This window comes from Leptolyngbya sp. FACHB-541 (assembly GCF_014695875.1).
In the GTDB taxonomy this organism is placed as follows: Bacteria; Cyanobacteriota; Cyanobacteriia; order Elainellales; family Elainellaceae; genus JAAUTN01.
On record NZ_JACJPC010000051.1, the window covers coordinates 140758 to 157346 of the forward strand.

13 protein-coding genes and 1 pseudogene are annotated in these 16589 nt (G+C 46.3%); 7 read left to right on the top strand and 7 right to left on the bottom strand.

The features are described from left to right. Positions 1 to 46: 46 nt before the first annotated feature. Entirely contained in the window at positions 47 to 193 is a 147-nt protein-coding gene (locus H6G00_RS11170) for a hypothetical protein (protein ID WP_190796770.1), read from the bottom strand. A gap of 84 nt (positions 194 to 277) precedes the next feature. Between H6G00_RS11170 and H6G00_RS11175 the strand changes: the two genes are divergently transcribed. Together H6G00_RS11175 and H6G00_RS11180 are read left to right on the top strand one after the other, a co-directional pair. Then, positions 278 to 1882, top strand: coding sequence for a sodium:proton antiporter (locus H6G00_RS11175; protein ID WP_347278169.1), 1605 nt, complete (start codon positions 278 to 280; stop codon positions 1880 to 1882). 102 nt (positions 1883 to 1984) lie between these two features. Then, positions 1985 to 2176, top strand: a complete 192-nt coding sequence (locus tag H6G00_RS11180) for a hypothetical protein (RefSeq protein WP_190643733.1) — start codon at positions 1985 to 1987, stop codon at positions 2174 to 2176. 145 nt (positions 2177 to 2321) lie between these two features. Here H6G00_RS11180 and H6G00_RS11185 read toward each other — a convergent pair whose 3' ends face one another. From H6G00_RS11185 to H6G00_RS11205, 5 genes are all read right to left on the bottom strand, one after another. Beyond that, positions 2322 to 2759: a hypothetical protein gene (locus H6G00_RS11185; RefSeq protein WP_199318430.1), complete on the bottom strand. Its 438-nt coding sequence runs from the start codon at positions 2757 to 2759 to the stop codon at positions 2322 to 2324. 132 nt (positions 2760 to 2891) lie between these two features. Next, positions 2892 to 3263 carry a DUF1636 domain-containing protein gene (locus H6G00_RS11190; RefSeq protein ID WP_190796772.1) on the bottom strand — a complete coding sequence of 124 codons (372 nt, stop codon included), beginning with the start codon at positions 3261 to 3263 and terminating at the stop codon, positions 2892 to 2894. 2 nt (positions 3264 to 3265) lie between these two features. After that, complete coding sequence (locus tag H6G00_RS11195) at positions 3266 to 4240, bottom strand: iron-siderophore ABC transporter substrate-binding protein (protein WP_242042227.1); 975 nt, start codon at positions 4238 to 4240, stop codon at positions 3266 to 3268. 11 nt (positions 4241 to 4251) lie between these two features. Then, the gene (locus H6G00_RS11200; protein ID WP_347278168.1) at positions 4252 to 6828 is read right to left on the bottom strand and encodes a TonB-dependent siderophore receptor; all 2577 of its coding nucleotides are present in this window, start codon (positions 6826 to 6828) and stop codon (positions 4252 to 4254) included. Between the two features lie 113 nt (positions 6829 to 6941). Next, entirely contained in the window at positions 6942 to 7934 is a 993-nt protein-coding gene (locus H6G00_RS11205; RefSeq protein WP_190643730.1) for an AraC family transcriptional regulator, read from the bottom strand. A gap of 289 nt (positions 7935 to 8223) precedes the next feature. Between H6G00_RS11205 and H6G00_RS11210 the strand changes: the two genes are divergently transcribed. Together H6G00_RS11210 and H6G00_RS11215 are read left to right on the top strand one after the other, a co-directional pair. Next, positions 8224 to 9306 carry an AI-2E family transporter gene (locus tag H6G00_RS11210; protein ID WP_190681937.1) on the top strand — a complete coding sequence of 361 codons (1083 nt, stop codon included), beginning with the start codon at positions 8224 to 8226 and terminating at the stop codon, positions 9304 to 9306. A gap of 184 nt (positions 9307 to 9490) precedes the next feature. After that, positions 9491 to 9673 carry a hypothetical protein gene (locus H6G00_RS11215; RefSeq protein WP_190643728.1) on the top strand — a complete coding sequence of 61 codons (183 nt, stop codon included), beginning with the start codon at positions 9491 to 9493 and terminating at the stop codon, positions 9671 to 9673. Between the two features lie 63 nt (positions 9674 to 9736). Here the strand turns inward: H6G00_RS11215 and H6G00_RS11220 are convergent, their stop codons facing one another. After that, complete coding sequence (locus tag H6G00_RS11220) at positions 9737 to 11056, bottom strand: ATP-binding protein (protein ID WP_190796774.1); 1320 nt, start codon at positions 11054 to 11056, stop codon at positions 9737 to 9739. A gap of 296 nt (positions 11057 to 11352) precedes the next feature. On the opposite strand from H6G00_RS11220, the gene H6G00_RS11225 reads away from it, so the two are divergent. The 3 genes and pseudogenes from H6G00_RS11225 to H6G00_RS11240 form a co-directional block, all read left to right on the top strand. Continuing rightward, on the top strand, positions 11353 to 12156 hold the full coding sequence (locus H6G00_RS11225) for a response regulator (protein WP_190796775.1): 804 nt from the start codon (positions 11353 to 11355) through the stop codon (positions 12154 to 12156). A 1180-nt stretch (positions 12157 to 13336) separates the two neighbouring features. After that, a complete protein-coding gene (locus H6G00_RS11235; protein WP_190796777.1) occupies positions 13337 to 15964 on the top strand; it encodes an S-layer family protein in 2628 nt (875 codons plus the stop codon). A 134-nt stretch (positions 15965 to 16098) separates the two neighbouring features. After that, positions 16099 to 16476: pseudogene (locus tag H6G00_RS11240) on the top strand (TauD/TfdA family dioxygenase); the annotation flags it as partial. Positions 16477 to 16589: the final 113 nt, after the last annotated feature.

Here is a 16589-nt window from a genome sequence, read left to right on the forward strand (position 1 = left end):
TTTTGTCTCGTCTAACGTGACTTCCCTTAGTGACGTTTCGCGCTCTCTAATGGTTCGTTGCTTCTGTGGGGTAGATTGAGTTGAGCAAGAAACAAGCGCGATCGCCACAATCACCCAAGCAAAACACAGATGATGTTTCAACCCCATTAACATTCACCTTATTACTCTGATGCAGCGTTGATCCTTCAAGCACAGTGGGAATTCCTGTAGACTCAAACAGTAGTTAACCTTTGAATTCAGGGAATAGCGACTTATGGGAGGATCGGCAATGGAGTGGATGGTCGCGCAACAAAATCCGTTAAGCAACAGCCCTGTTGAAAGCGGTCAAGCGGCAGGCAGCATTCCTGAACTGGTCATTGTTCTGATTATTTTGCTTATGATCGCAACGGTGGTTGCTCTGGTGACTCAGCGGTTGCGAATTCCCTATGTAACAGGGTTAGTTCTGGCAGGGTTACCCATTACAGAGGTTCTCTCGCATCGGATTGGGTTAGACCCCTCTCTAGTTCTCAATCTTTTCCTGCCAATTTTGATTTTTGAAGCGGCAATCAATACCGATGTCAGCCGTCTCCGCAGTACCTTCAAGCCGATCGCCCTTTTAGCAGGACCAGGGTCAATCTTATCTTCGGCAATCATTGCAGCGATCGTGAAGTATGGTTTGGGGATGGATTGGATTCCTGCCTTGCTGATTGGAGTGATTCTGGCAAATACCGATACAGTTTCGATGATTGCAGTCTTTAAGGAAATCCGTGTGCCTTCTCGACTATCCACCATTGTCGAGGGAGAAACCCTGTTTAATGATGCAGCTGCTCTAATTTCTTTCAATTTAATTTTAGTTATTTATACAACAGGTTCGCTCACGGCTGTGCAAGGTGTGAAGGAACTGCTTGTTGTTTCTTTGGGCGGGGGACTAGTGGGTGCCATTTTAGGCTACTTGAGCCTACCCATATTTGTTCGCTTGAATGACCCGTTAAGTAGTCTCTTGCTGACGGTCGCTCTAGCGTTGGGAACCTTTCAGATCGGGCAACTTTTGGGCGTATCGGGTGCGGTGGCTGTAGTCATCGCGGGACTGGTTTTCGGCAGTCTGGGACTACCTCGCAGTTCCTCTGCATCTGATCGCATTACTCTGCTGAGCTTTTGGGAATATGCAGGTTTTGGAGTCAACACATTTATTTTTCTGCTGATTGGTATCGAGATCAATCCAGCCACACTCTGGAGAATTTTGCCATCGATTCTACTTGTGATTTTGGCATACCAACTGGGACGGATTCTCTCAGTTTATTTACTGCTAGCAGGACTGCGAAGATTTGATCGTCCTATTCCACTACGATGGCAGCACGTTCTAGTCTTAGGGAATATCAAAGGTTCTCTTTCAATGGCGCTAGCCGTTGCGATTCCCCTCACTTTAACTGGACGAGATCTCATTATTGAATTGGTGTTTGGTGCCGTTTTATTTTCTCTGGTGATACAAGGATTAGTCATACCCTGGATAATCAAACGCCTTAACATTAGCCATGCTTCTGAGATAATGCAGGAGATGGGAAAGTTGCAGATCCAGTTGATTGCGGCTAAAGCAGCTCAAGATGAATTGGATAGTTTACTAAAATCAGGTGTGCTACCCAAGGCAGTTTACGAGGAACTGTGGGCATCTTATCAAGCGCGAGTGGCACAATCAGAACGAGTGCTGCGAGATTTTCATAATCAGCATCGAGTAGGTGAATTGCAGAGCGATCGCAGCGGGCTAGATGCAGTTCGACGGCGACTGCTTCTTGCAGAAAAAGGAGCCGTGAGCGATGCGCTCCGCAAACGCATTGTCCCAGAAGATTTAGTACAGCCTTATGTCAAGGATTTGGATGAGAAACTTCTATCGTTGGAAGATGACTAGTGCAAATGCCTAGTCTAAATTGCCCAATAGTAGGAAGCTGAAAAAAACGTTAACCTATTCACAATGACTGCATTGTGTGTGACGCATCTCAGATAGGAAAGGATGATTACTAGCATTCTTAATCCTAAAGGCATTCTACTTTTCGTGGCATTTCTGCCTCAATTTGTAGATGCTCAGATCGGGTATGTGGCCTTACAGATGCTAATTTATGGACTCTCCTTTACAACTCTGTGCTTACTAATTTATGGAATGATTGGTCATTTTGCAGGTAGGCTAGGCGATCGCTTAACCTGACAACCGCGAATTGCTGACTTCAGGAAGTGTTTTGATTGGGCTAGGATTACGAATGGCTATACTAGAGCGCAAATAGTTGCGTAAGTCTTGTGATTTTGCTATGAGAGCGGATACAAGGAGGCAATGGTAAGAATTGAGTATCTGCCTAGTCAATATAGTCGCGGATCATATCCGGAGTTTCTAGATTATTTGAAGTGATTGGGCGATCGCCATCCACTGGAAGCGTTTTGAGAACTTGAACTTCGTTTGTTTCAATCGGTCGTCTGCCATCTTCGTGGACAACTTCTTTCACATCAAAATTGCTAGGAGTAATTGGGCGATTACCATCAATCCCCAAAGTTTTATCAGTCTCTATTGGGCTAGCCGCAATTGGACGGCGGCCATCCACTTCGAGGGTGTCGCGTACATCAAGGTCATCAGAAACGATCGGACGATTGCCATCTACTGGTAAAACGTTCTGTACCTGAAGATCGCTGCCATCAATCGGGCGATTGCCATCAATTCCAAGCATTCTCACGTTTTGCTGATCTTCCCCTAAAGGAGTGATAGCGCTGTCATCCGGATGCTCCTGCTGTGTACTCATCGTTTAAACTCCTGATCTTCATAGCATTTCTCTATTTTTAACGAGTTGATTGAGCATCGAACAACTGTCTAAGGGTCGGTTCCAGGCGATTTCACGCAGGAGGAGATCTACTATAGCGATCGCATCTTTCCTTCAAGGTTCTGGCAAGGGTGGAACTCTAACTAGCAAGCGCGATCGCAACTCTCCTGGCATTTTGGGCGGTTTCACATATCCGTCAGCGCTATTCTGGTAGAGTTCGCTAAACTGCTGCAATTCAGATACACATTCGGCATGGTGCAGATCAAAAAAGTGATAGGTGTATTTTCCAGGACAGGCAAAAGTAACAGAGCAGGGGCGATCGCACGTCCATAAACACCCTACTGATTGCACATTCAGTTCGGTCAGATTCAATTCCTGTAACTGTTTAAGTAACAAAACTCCCTCTGTAATGGTGTCGTCGGTGACATCATCGTGGGCGATCGTCGCACTACATGTTCTACAAACAAACAGCGTATGTTTTGTCATGGTTAGGGTGCTTCAATAAGGTACTCAAACAAGTCATCAACGATCGCATTGGCGGCTAGAGGTCCACTGCCAATCCAATAGCTTGGAACGAGATACACTTTGTTGTTTTGCACAACATTAAGTGTTTTCCAGAGGGGATCATTCTGCAACTCCTCTAGCTTTTTCTGGGCTTCCTGATTTGCCTCAGCCTCATTTTCTGCCGTCCAAACAAACAAGACATCTCCATCTGCCTGACTCAATAACTCGCGGCTAATCGCCTGTTGAATTGGGTTATTGGCAGAGCGTTGAGCTTCCTCTGCACCCAAGTCTTGAGCAGGGGGACGGGCTAGCCCAGCATCTTGCAAAACAGTGCCAGGAAAGGAATCTCGCAGGTAAAGATTGATACTGTTGGGATAAATTCTGATAACAGAAACTTTGGGTTGGCGATCGCCCATTGCAGCTTTAAACTCCTCCAACCTTTTAGAGTAGTCTGCCATTACCTGCTGGGCGACATCTCCTCGTCCCAACGCTTCACTCACAGTTTGAAAAAACTCTTTCCACTGACCACTATGCTCAAATTTGAACAGAACGGTTGGCGCAATTTGTGATGTTTGAGCATAAATCGTTTGGTAAGAATCCACCCCCACGATCAGATCGGGATTGAGTTCAATCACCTTCTCCAAACTGGGCTCCCCGAATTGACCAATGTTCTCAACGTTATTCAGTTGATTGCCTAAGTGGGATGAAAGGTTAGAGAAAACGGTCGCAGTGGGTTTAAGGTCCACTGCGATCGCAGCTTCAAAGGTGACAGAGTCTAGCGTGACTAATCGCTCAAAGGAATCGGGTACACAGGTTGTCCCCGCCACATGTTCTACTGAAGTGCAGTTTTCTGTGATTGCTCCCGACCTTTCGGTTGAAGAACCTCCCTGGCAAGCAGCTACTAATCCTAGTGTTAGCAGTACCAGCACCAGCATTCTCCACCGTTTCCACCTAGGCATCATTTCTACCCTTAGAACTCTACTGTGATTGTCCCTAATACGGTCAGAGGCGCACCCGGGTTAACTCCTAATCGAGAGTCAAAGTTTGCCGATGTGAAGTACTCAATGTCAAACAGATTTTCAATGTTTAACTGAGCACGCCAATTGTTCCGCCGATAAAACACAGCAGCATCCGTTCGGAAAAAGCTGGGAATGGTGAAAGTATTGTCTAAATCACCGAAGCGATCGCTCAGATACAGAAACCCTAGACCAAATCCTAGTCCTTCTAAATCACCTTGCTGAATTTCGTGGGTTGTCCATAGGCTGAACTGATGATCAGGAACGTTAGCCAAATCATTACCCACTGTAGGGCGGGTATCCTGACTCACATAGGCATCCAGGTAAGTGTAAGCAGCCGTAATATCCCAACCTGATGAGATTTCTCCGCCCAAGCCCAGTTCAACACCGCGACTAGTGACTTCGCCGGTTTGAAGCGAGAAATCAGGATCGTCGGGATCAGGATTGCTGACATTTTGTCGGCGAATATCAAAGGCAGACAGGGTTAAACTCAGTTGGTCTGACAAATCGGCTTTCATTCCCACTTCAAACTGTCGCCCTGTTTCTGGCTCAAAGGTTGAAGCATCCGCATTGCGGCTGGCTCCAAAGGAGGGATTAAACGAGCGAGTGTAAGCAGCATAAAGTGAGATCGACTCAACCGGTTGGTAAACGATGCCAAATCGAGGGCTAAACTCACTATCGGTTTGCTCAAACTCTGATCTAGGTTCATCTAGATTTTGAGTCGTGCGAAATTGATCAGCAGAATCATAGCGAACGCCTGCCAGTAGATTTAGGTTAGGCAGAAGTTCAACCTGGTCTTGCAGATAAACGCTGATCGTATCGATGTTGTCATCTCGGAAAAACTCGGGCTCAATATCGTAAGGATCTCTGGTGTAAACCGGATCAAATACATTAATCGGTGTGTAGAGATTGCTGAATTGAAACTCTGGAGCTTCTGCATCATGGCGATATTCAACTCCTGCTAGTACCTGATGCTCAATCGAACCTGTGTTGAACTCGGCGATCGCCTCAGCGTTGGTGAAGAATCGTCGATATGAGCCACCCGCAAAGTATTCGAGGCGAGAAAGTTCTCCAGTCGCCTCATCGAATGAGTCAAAGGATGGATAATATCGTTCTGGTTCGTACTGCAAGTATTGCAGCGTGTGTCTTACAGATAGTGCCTCATTGAATTGGTGATTGAGCCTGTAGCCCAGACTAAACTGCTCCTGCTCAAACTCACCAAAGTCTTCACCAAAGAAGCGATCGCGTGGAACGTCCAGAATCCCATCGCCAAATGCGGGAATCCCTTCATCAACTGTCTCCTGATTTCTAACGTATTGACCATACAAATCAAGAGAAGTATTTTCCCCAATATCCCACGTGAGAATAGGAGAAATAACTAATCTTTCTCCATCGACAAAATCGCGAAAACTGCCGTAGTTCTCATAGCCTAAATTTAGCCGATATCGAACAGTGCTTGCTTCATTCAAAGGTCCGGAGAAATCTAGAGCGCCGCGATAGGTGTCAAAACTACCTGCGGTGAATGAGGCTGAGTAAAACGGCTCACTCAGGGGTCTCTTAGAAACCAGGTTGATGATACCGCCTGGTTCTCCTTGACCAAACAGCACAGAAGCCGGACCTCTCAAAACTTCAACCCGTTCTAGATCAATCGTGCTGGACGGGGCTAGTGAAAAAGTAGCAATGCCATCTCGAAAGATGCCGTTGTCGGACGGAAAGCCTCGAATCAGAAAACCTGGCCCAAATACGCTGGTTCCTCGTCCACCTACTGAAACTACACTCCCTGCTGTTTCAAGTGCATCTCCTACTTCAGCAACGTTTCGGTCTTCAAGCACTTCTTGTGGAATCACCTGAATCGAGAGTGGAATGTCGCGTAGAGGAGTATTCGTGCCCGTTGCCGTACTGGAGTTTGACGGGTTATAGCCGTCCTCCTGTTCATCCGTCGCTACGATCTGGATCGCTTCTGTCTCTGTTCCTTCTGCTGTGTCTGCCCCTGCAGCAATACTAAACAGCAACCCCTGCCCTTCTACAATCTCGACTGTTGGAGGTGCTTCTGAACCTGTGATCGCAACGCGCACACGATTATTAGGTAAAGAGGTAACGGCGATTAGAGCAACACCTTCAACCGGATTAGATGCCTGAAATTCATCTCCATCGGGTAATTCCAACGTTGCATTATCAATATTGACAATTAACGCGTTTCCAACAACAGATGGTGCGGCAGGTTGAGGCACCCCAGTTGTTTCCAACTGTAATTCTAGTCCCTGTGGCGTTGAATTTAACTGCACTCCCGTAATGGGTACAGGTGCGGCCGTAGATTGAGCGACCCATTCCGAAAGGGTTGTTGCTGGACGGTCGAGTTCACTTAATTGAGGAATATCGCTTGTTGCAACTGATTCTTCTTGAGTTTCTGCTTCTGCTTCTGCCGATCGTTCCCTCTCTTCATCAGAAAAATTAGCTTCTGCCCAGGCAGGAGAAGCCATTAGAACTAACGCAAATGCTAGAAATGCCGATTGCTGAATTGGTCTTAACACTACGCCACACACCACTGTTCTGTTCAGGTAAATAAGAATTCTTCTCAGTAAGATACTGGTAAATGTGGGTATATTAGCGATCGCTCTGACTGCTACCCGGAATTTTTTGAACGTTAGGCGGAATTCCTATCTCTCGATAGATACGCCCTGGGAGTTACCCCAAACCTTTTGCGAAAAGCCGCTGCAAAGTAGCTGCGGTTGGCAAATCCAATGGATTGAGCAATTTCAGAGATGTTCAAACGACGTTCTTCCAGAAGCTGTCGGGCTTGCTCTAGGCGATGCTCGTGCAAACATCCAAAAGCTGTCGTGCCAAACACCTGACGGAATCCCCGCTTGAGCGTGCAGTCATTAAGACCCACTTGTCGCGCCAACTCAATCAGTGAAGGTGGGTTGTCAAGTCGCTGCAATAGAATATTTCTGGCCTGGTGAATCCGATCGACATCGTCAGGCTTTAATGAGTGAGTAGGATAGATACTTTTTGTCGTCTCATGTCGTTTTAACTCTTGCTCTATTAATAGAGCCATCAGTTCCCAAACTTTGCTCTCCAGATACATTCGTTTGGTGATGCCTTGAAACGGGCATTGAAGAATTTGTTGGAGTGCTGTTTGCATTGCTCCTGTCGTGGTACCAGAGCAAACATGATAAATTTGTGGAGAAGATTTAATTAAATGCTGCAACTCTTGTGGAAGAGAGGCTGAAGTTTGACCTAGCCAGGTTGTGAATAGCTCTGGATCGATGTGAACATTCACATCAACCTGCTTAGTATCAGACCATTCTGTAAGTTCAGCGGGAGCTAAGCCACTGCCGTAGAGAGAGTATTGCCCAGCACGAGCAGAACTTCCCTGATTTGTATGACCACCAGAAAGGTGAAAGGTATATTCTAAGGGATGCTCTCGCTCTGGCAACTGCATCACGATCGAGTCGTGCAATTGATAATGAGCGATCGCCAGTTCTAACCCATCCCGCAATTGAATCTCGCGCCAATATCCCTGCCCCAACTGCTCAGGGTACTTCCAGACCGTATCAAATTCGTCAGTAGTAGGGGCATTTTCTTCTGCATCCTGAAACAGTGCCCGATAATCGTATTGAGAAAGCGTAATCGTCATTGACTTTATTCTGGATTGCGGATTAAGGGCGATTGCTAATTGATAGAGCCACGTAGGAACGTTTCTGGCATAAGGGCGAGCAAAATTCGACGAGAAATGAAAAAAATAAAACCGTCTTCAGATTACTATTCTCTTTGCCTTATTGCAAACTATTCTCAGAAGTAGGCAAATTTAGAGTACTGCACACGCCCTCAGGTTTTGCCTGACTTACGCTCTTAAGGAGGACGCCGACCCGCTTGAAACGGATTAAAGTTACTCCATCTGCTCAAGCGATTTAGGAGGCGAATTTGTGCGTTTAGGGCAATGGATCAGCGTAATCGCCCTTTTGATCTCGCTTTACATCATGTGGCGCATTCGTCAAGTGCTTTTGCTCGTGTTTGGGGCGGCAGTCTTCGCAACGGTGTTAAATCGGGTTGTGCGGCGACTGCAAATGAGCGGAGTCAAGCGGGGAATTGCGATCGCCATCACATTATTGATTCTGTTTGTCACTTTAGCCGGTTTCTTTTTGGTGATTGTGCCTAAAATCGGCGATCAGGTGCAGCAGTTTACTGCTCTTTTGCCAGAAGGGATTGAGCAACTGCGGGCAGGATATGAGTGGCTACAAGATCGGATTCCAGGGCAGATATTAGAAGACAATCGCAGTATCAGTGCGCTGCTGCAAAATTTGCAGAACTGGACTAGCCGCTTGTTGGGTAACTTTTGGCTGTTGGTCAGCAACTCAGTCAGCGCTGTCATAAGTTTGCTGCTGTTTCTGGCAATCACGATCATGCTGTTGCTCGATCCGTTGCAGTATCGACGGGTGTTTGTGCTGGCGTTTCCAGCCTTCTATCGTCGACGGGTTGACGAAATTTTGGACAAGTGTGAACAATCACTGGTGGGCTGGAGCCGGGGGACTTTGCTGGCAATGCTTACCATTGCCGTTGTGAGCTATATTGGTCTACTCATTCTGGGAGTGCCGTTGCCGCTTGTGAACGCGCTCATAGCCGGTTTACTAGAATTTATTCCCAATATTGGACCTACACTGAGCATCGCTCCACCAACGCTGCTGGCATTACTTGACACACCTTGGAAGGCGGGCGCTGTCATTATCCTATATCTCCTGATTCAACAGTTTGAAAGCTTGGTGTTGGTGCCTCTACTAATGAAGCACGAAGCATCTCTGCTACCGTTGTTTACCGTGTTGGCCGTAGTCGTTTCCTCCATCTTTTTTGGCTTCTTAGGACTATTTTTGGCAGTACCCCTGCTGGTTGTAGTGCAGATTTGGTTAAAAGAAGTTTTAGTCGAAGATATTCTGAACCAATGGAAAGGGGACGAGGAGAAGATAAAACCCAACGATCAGATTCCTATCGAACCTGCTAAATCAGATTCCTAAAAGAATTTCAGGCAGGAATTTAACGCTCTTTGAGGCATAGGATGCAGCGATCGCCACGCCCTAAACCTAAAGATTGAGTCGAAGCCCAAAATCTTGGCAACTATTTACGGATTTTGGCTGATTGCGAATGAAGTACCGATTAGCGATGCTTAAGTTATAGCAACCACCTGATCGGTCACTTCTTATGCAGATTCCTCTGAAACTACAAGCCCAACTGAATGCTCTCTCTTCGACAGAGATCGAGGAAATCAAACGTTTGTTTGCCAACTTGCCTAGTCAGGATAATGAGATCCAGGCTTTGATTGCAGACAATCTTGATGCACTAATTGAAGTTTTGACCTGCACAGACGAAGTGCTTGCAGCCTGAATGCTTCAATCCTTTTAGTCTCGGTGCCTTGACCCTGAATACACAGGACATCGGCGATCGCCCCTATTCCACAACTTCAGGAGCAGCTAGCGATCGCCGCTCCGCGTCCAAAATAACTGTAAAGGTCGTGCCCACTCCAAGTTGGCTTTCAACTTCGATCGTGCCCTGCTGTAAATCCACAAATCGCTTCACAATATTCAGCCCCAGCCCAGTTCCGGGAATGTTGCTGACGTTCCTACCTCGGTGAAACGGCTCAAACAGGTAAGGCTGGTCTTCAGGCGGAATGCCGATTCCTCGGTCCTTGACTTGAAAGATCACCTGCTGCTTTTGGCGCGATAGGCGAAACTGAATGCTGCTCTGCGGCGGTGAGTATTGCACAGAGTTGGACAAGATATTAGTTAGAATCGATCGCAGCAGTTTCTCGTCCAGTTTTGCAGGGATGGCTTTGTTGCGGCAGATGAACTCGATTTGATGACCGCTGCTGCCGTAATTCATCTCCGAGACAAGATTGCGACAAAACTGCACAAGCTCAACTTGGCTGGGCTGGATTTCGATTCGCTTAGCCTCAACCTTGCCAATGACTAAAATTGCGTCAATCATCTGGGTCATACGCTCTACATTTTCTTCGATACCCAGCAGATAGTTTGTCTTTTGTTCAGCCGATAAGTGAGTGTCGTACCTTCCTAGAGAAGAAACCGACAGCAAAATGTTGTTGAGCGGATTGCGAAACTCATGGCAAACCATTGACACAACGCGCGATCGCAACTCACTTAACTCTTTTAACTGCTCATTGGCTTGATAGAGTTCAGCCGTACGTTCTCTCACTTTAAGTTCTAGTTCTTCGTTGGCACGGTGTAAAACTGCCTCTGCCCATTTGCGCTGTGTGATGTCTTGAAAGGTGACGACGGCCCCAATCAGTTTTCCCTGTTCGTCACGCATGGGTGTGCTGATATATTCCACTGGAAAACTGGTGCCATCCTTTCGCCAAAACACTTCATCTGTAACCCGGTGCACAGCGCCATCTTTAAAGGCTGCATAAATTGGACAGGTCTGTTTAGGGTAAGGAGTATGGTCGCGTTTGGAGTGATGCAAGACATCATGCATAGACTTGCCAATTAGCTCGTGAATCTCCCAGCCAATCATTCGAGCGCCCGCCGGATTGACAAAAGTGGCGTTGCCCTGCAAATCTACGCCATACACCCCTTCACCAATGGCATTCAAAATGAGCTGATGCTGGCGGCGCAGGTTCTCTAGATCTACACTGGCATCCGTAGATGCTTCTAAGCAAATCGGTGCATCAGATAAGTCAGAAGACAGTGAATCAGAAGATAGAGATGGGTTAGAAGATAGCGGTGAGGAGGACAGCCAGTAATATTGCCGCATAGTTTAATTAAAGGGTTAGCTAATTGAGTAGGTTGTGAACAGTCAGATTTATAGTGAACAGACTTGAAACAGATAAACTTATATCAGCTTTGTATCAGGGCAATTTCTTCATACTTCGCCAAAGGGATAACCGCTGCGCTCCAATCATACTGTAGTGCATTACACATAAAACCTATCTAAAAAACATTTAGATATAGATGCAGGAAAAACGTAACTGTAGCTTCCTTAGATCTGCACTCAGAGCAGGCTTCATGAGGCTAACTCGTGCTGTTTTTGAGCATTGAGATAAGGATAGAATGAAAAAAATTCTTGTGATTGAAGATGAAACGCAAACGCGAGATATCTTTTTGAGATGTTTGTCGTTTGAGGGGTTCTTCGCATTAGGTGCTGAAAGTGGGTTAGCCGGAATGAAGCTCGCGCAAACTCACTTACCCGACCTGATCGTGTGTGACATCATGATGCCCGATGTGGATGGTTACACTGTCCTCTCTACCCTGCGCCAAAACTCCTCTACAGCAGTCATTCCCTTTATCTTTTTGACCGCCAAAGTGACCATGACCGACCTGCGACGAGGAATGGAATTGGGAGCAGATGATTACCTAACTAAGCCCTGTACCGTGGAACAGTTTTTGCTGGCGATCGCCACTCGTCTGCAACGCCAGGAAACCCTGAAACACTGGTACGCCAACCCTCAGCTCGAATCTCTATCTGCGACAAACGCTGCTCCAGCAAACCCTAAATCCATTTTCCCGAACAACCCCAAACTAGCTAAAGTATTTCGCTTTATTGAAGCGCACTATCACCAGTCCATTAGCCTCACCGATGTAGCTCAAACCGCAGGTTATTCTCCTGCCTATTTGACTAACCTGGTGCAAAGTCAAACGGGGCGAACGGTAAAACAGTGGATTACCGAACGGCGAATGGCCGAGGCTCGTAAACTGCTAGTGAATACAGCTCACTCCGTCAGTCAGGTTGCTGAAATAGTTGGCTATGCAGATGTCAGCTACTTCATTCGTCAATTTCGTCAGTTTCACAATACCTCACCCCAAGCATGGCGGAACTCCATCAACTTTCAAGAGGTAGAGGCTCAGGCAGTGTAAGAGGAGCAATATTTACCTTGTTGTAGAGATAATGAATGCTTGCTCTACCCGTAAACAGATCTGCTTTAGCAGCATAAATTGTGGTGCAGCTCCGTTGCACCACAATTTATACAGAAGGCTAGCAAAAGCTAGGTCTCACTGGGTTTGTCGTTGTTTTCGATTCCGTAATAGACCTGCACCAAGCGTACCGACCACTAGCGTACCTAGTACAGTAGAAGGCTCAGGTACTGTCTTAACTTTGACTCGAAAAGATGAACGCGATCTCGATCTTAGTATTAACTTGTCAATACTAACGCTTCCAAAGGGAAACCTGTATACGTTCCCTCGTTCTCCTCGCACAAGGATAAGAGGGCGGCTATTAATTCTTTCAGTTGTCCCAGCGCGGCATCGTGAGCCAGAGAGACAAGCAAAAGCCGTAACACCGCTTCCAGGCGTAAGTATTTGAATAGACTCAATGTTAATAGGTTCACCAAAGGTCACTGACTTTGTAGCAGCATTGCTGTTAATAGAAAGGACTATTGCTTGAGCTTCAGTGGGTAAAGCGACAGTACTGCCAGCAATCAACCCAAGACAGATCAAAGTAGACTTGAAATTCATAGAGCCTTTGCCTCCTTAAAAGTTAGTAAATTCACAATGTTTCATTTCTCTGCTGATGCAATCAATGCTGAAATTAGGGATTGATGCAATGGTTGAGAATCTTTAACGACGCTTTTTTCTAACTATCTTGCTTACAGCACCAACACATTCCAATATCTGTGTAAATACTGACATGCTCCTCCGGAGATTAACAATGCGTTTACTGAAACTTCATCAGCAAAATGTTGTTCATAAAGGCAACAAGTAGTCTTGCTGATTTGAAGGATGAATTGTAGTGAGAGTAACGCACTCCGCGCAGCATACAATTCATACCTGAATTGAGCAGTGCCGTATTTGAAAACTACTTCGGTTTATTAACCCGGTAATAAGGGACAGTTTAAAGATTCTATAAAGATTGGTTGAAATAGATTTTAAAACTCAGTTTTTAAGCGTCCAACCTAAATCAGCAAAAATAATTTTTCTAAAGTAAACTCACAGCCCTTATTCCACTTGTGTTATTTAAATTCTCATAAGTAGTTTGAAGTTTGGGCGTGAGGCACTGGGGCGATCGCATCTTAGAGATTGCAAGAGATGACGTGGTTTTATGTTTCAGCGTAAGTGGTTGCAGACTTGGAGGCTTGGGTTAGTAAGTTCTATAACCCTGGTTTGGGTGCTTACCTCATCTAAACATTGTGCCTTTGCTCAATCTAATCTCACGCCTGATACTGCCCCAGATCGCAATTTGGAGACACAAGTTGAATCGCTCACCCCTTTAATAAATCAAATTCGAGGCGGTACTCAGCGAGGAAGCATTCTTTTCCATAGCTTCTTAGAATTCAATATTCCTGAGGACCGCAGTGTCTACTTCGAAAATCCGTCTGGAATTACCCACATCCTGAGCCGAATCACAGGAAATGACCGTTCTGAGATTTTAGGGACATTAGGGGTAGGCTCTCCCAGTGCATTGGGTACTGCCGATCTATTTTTGCTCAACCCCAACGGAATTTTATTTGGAGAAAATGCAAAGCTAGATACCAGAGGCTCATTTCTGGCAAGTACAGCAGATAGCTTACAGTTTGACGATTGGGAGTTTAGTGCTACCGATCCCCAACCTATTCCCACTCTAGTTGTGAACCTTCCGATCGGTTTGCAATTTGGCAGGGCACCCCAAAGCATCATTCATCAAGCTGGAAGAGTTGCTGATACAAATGAAGCCGTTGATGGACTACAGGTACAGCCAGGTGAAGCTTTAGTACTGGTAGGAGGTGACGTTAGGTTAACTAGTAGCGTTCTCATTGCTCCGGGCGGTCGAATCGAATTAGGTGGGCTTGCAGAACCAGGAATAGTAGGCTTACGGTTTGTGAACAACCACCTCCGTTTAATCTTTCCGAATGGGATTGCCCAATCAAACGTAATAATCAACGGATCTCGTATGCTTCTTGCCGGTGCTGACGGAGGCAGTATCGAAATTAATGCTCGCGATTTAGTGATTAGAGCAAGTTGCCTTTCAACTGGACAAACTTATTGCATTAGTAATGGATTAAACGATAATCAGCTCGGAAACTTTAGGTTCAATTCCACAGGCGCAGTAGAAATTACGAGTCTAAGCGAAGTCTCAACCACTGGGGGTGATATCGATATTCAAGCTGAATCCCTGACTCTAGACCAATCTCGACTACTAACTGAAACTAGAACAGAAGTCGATTCAGGCAACGTGACAGTACAAACTACTGATTTTGTAAGGGTACTAAATGATAACGGTTTTATATCTGCAACCACTTTTGGCTCGGGGAATGGAGGCAATATCTCTATCGAAACTGGGAGGTTAAGCATCCGCAATGGAGGAAGAATTTTGACGGAAACCTTAGGAGATGGAGACGCTGGGAGTTTGAATGTACAGGCGACAGAGGTAGAAGTCACAGGCTGTATTCCTGCAAACTGTAGCGAACTGAGTGTGCGTGCTGAAGATGGAAGCGTAGGCGATGCTGGAGATTTAAGAATTCAGACCGGGAGATTGATTGCTGAAGACGGAGGCATTATTACAACGACGACTCGTGGTGATGGACAGGCAGGAGAACTAGAGGTAGTTGCTGATTCTATCCGGCTGATCGGAATCAATGGAAGCTCTCGCAGTAGTCTAAACTCTAACGCCGGACCTAACGGTATTGGCAGCGCCGGAAGAGTAACAATAACAACCAGAGAGTTGACCGTTCAAGATGGAGCGATTGTTCAAGTTCGTACTCGAGGTCAAGGTCAAGGTGGTTTTCTGGATGTACAGGCTACTGATTTCATCCTTGTAGAAGGCACGACTGGGGAAACTCGCAGTACTTTGTCTGCTAAGTCTACGGGGGCTGGAGAAGCTGGAGATGTCAGGATTACAACCGGGGAGTTGATAGTTCGGGATGGAGCAGAAGTGACGGTGGAAGGGGACGACCTGGGGGCGGCAGGTAATTTGTCGATTAGTGCTGGATCTGTTCTTTTAGATGAGGGAGCGCTAACCGCACAAACTCAAGCAGGAAGCGGTGCAAATATTGTTTTACAAGACTTGGATATCCTGCTGATGCGCGATCGCAGCCTTATCTCTGCTCGAGCACTAAATGATAGTAGTGGTGGCAATATCACGATTAATGCTGACTTTATTGTGGCTGTCCCTTCAGAAAACAGTGACATTACTGCGAATGCTTTTGCTGGTTCAGGAGGTGAAGTCAGCATTACATCTCAAAGTATTTTAGGCTTAGCACCTCGCAGTAGAACAGAACTTGAAACCCTGCTGGAAACCGATGATCCAACTGAACTGGACCCGCAGCGTTTACCCAGCAATGACATTACTGCCATTTCGCAGGTTAATCCTGCATTAAGTGGTCAGGTAATTATCACAACTCCTGACGTTGATCCTAGCCAGGGAACTGTTGAGCTGCCTGATGCTCCTGTAACAACAGAAATCAGCCAAGCCTGTGGGGGGGGAGGAGATCGCGCTACTAGCCGATTTATTAGCAGTGGAAGGGGTGGCTTGCCAACCAGTCCTTATGAACCACTGAGTGGCAGTAATGTATTAGATGACGTGCAGTCACCTGTTCAATTAGCGGCTTCTCCTGATGATTCTCGTAGCTCTGCAACAGACGTGCCTAGCTCAATTGCAGAAGCACAAGGATGGCGGGTTGATGCACAAGGCGAGGTTGTGTTAGTAGCAGAGGCTTCTTCACTCGCACAAGAGAGTTGTCTAATTCGCTAGAGTGTCTCCTCGGAGTTTTCGGAAGACAAAACCACTGAACTAGAACAAATCAAGACTTACGCAAAGGACTTTGGAATGGATGGGTGCTTGAGTTGCTCAATCAAGTAGTTCGAGAGCATCTCATGCTTAATCTGATAAATAGCTCTACCGAAACCCTGCACCTTGTTGTGCGGGTACATCCAGAGTCAGGTGAACGGGGATTGTTTATTGGCGCATTTGTGCAACGCATCCAGAGGCTATCTGAGACGGAGTCAAAAGATGTGCTGCGGCTGTTGCAGTCCTATGTGACACGCTTAGAAAATACAGTCCGATGGAAGTGGCAAGTCGGAGATGTTGCATTTTGGGACAACCGATCGACCCAACACTACGCCATTTATGACTATGAAGGGCAACCTCGACGGGTACAGCGAGTCACCATCGTAGGCGATCGCCCACAAAGCATTGATGGCAAATTGAGTCAGGCACTCAAGGGTGACTCTTCAACCTATGTTCGTGAACCTGCTTTAATTTAAAACAATCATTCGGACGCTATCCGCAATTTCTAAATGTCTTCTCGAAATTAGAGTGACAGCACTGGTGACGACAGCAGATGCACATGAGTTAATCGAAGTGAGGTGCTCTCGTT

Bases quoted from the DNA above. Each gene is read 5' to 3' on its own strand.
- H6G00_RS11195 (WP_242042227.1), bottom strand. From the start codon at position 4,240: ATGCCTAGGTGGAAACGGTGGAGAATGCTGGTGCTGGTACTGCTAACA.
- H6G00_RS11220 (WP_190796774.1), bottom strand. From the start codon at position 11,056: ATGCGGCAATATTACTGGCTGTCCTCCTCACCGCTATCTTCTAACCCA.
- H6G00_RS11205 (WP_190643730.1), bottom strand. From the start codon at position 7,934: ATGACGATTACGCTTTCTCAATACGATTATCGGGCACTGTTTCAGGAT.
- H6G00_RS11180 (WP_190643733.1), top strand. From the start codon at position 1,985: ATGATTACTAGCATTCTTAATCCTAAAGGCATTCTACTTTTCGTGGCA.
- H6G00_RS11215 (WP_190643728.1), top strand. From the start codon at position 9,491: ATGCAGATTCCTCTGAAACTACAAGCCCAACTGAATGCTCTCTCTTCG.
- H6G00_RS11235 (WP_190796777.1), top strand. From the start codon at position 13,337: ATGTTTCAGCGTAAGTGGTTGCAGACTTGGAGGCTTGGGTTAGTAAGT.
- H6G00_RS11175 (WP_347278169.1), top strand. From the start codon at position 278: ATGGTCGCGCAACAAAATCCGTTAAGCAACAGCCCTGTTGAAAGCGGT.
- H6G00_RS11185 (WP_199318430.1), bottom strand. From the start codon at position 2,759: ATGAGTACACAGCAGGAGCATCCGGATGACAGCGCTATCACTCCTTTA.
- H6G00_RS11225 (WP_190796775.1), top strand. From the start codon at position 11,353: ATGAAAAAAATTCTTGTGATTGAAGATGAAACGCAAACGCGAGATATC.
- H6G00_RS11190 (WP_190796772.1), bottom strand. From the start codon at position 3,263: ATGACAAAACATACGCTGTTTGTTTGTAGAACATGTAGTGCGACGATC.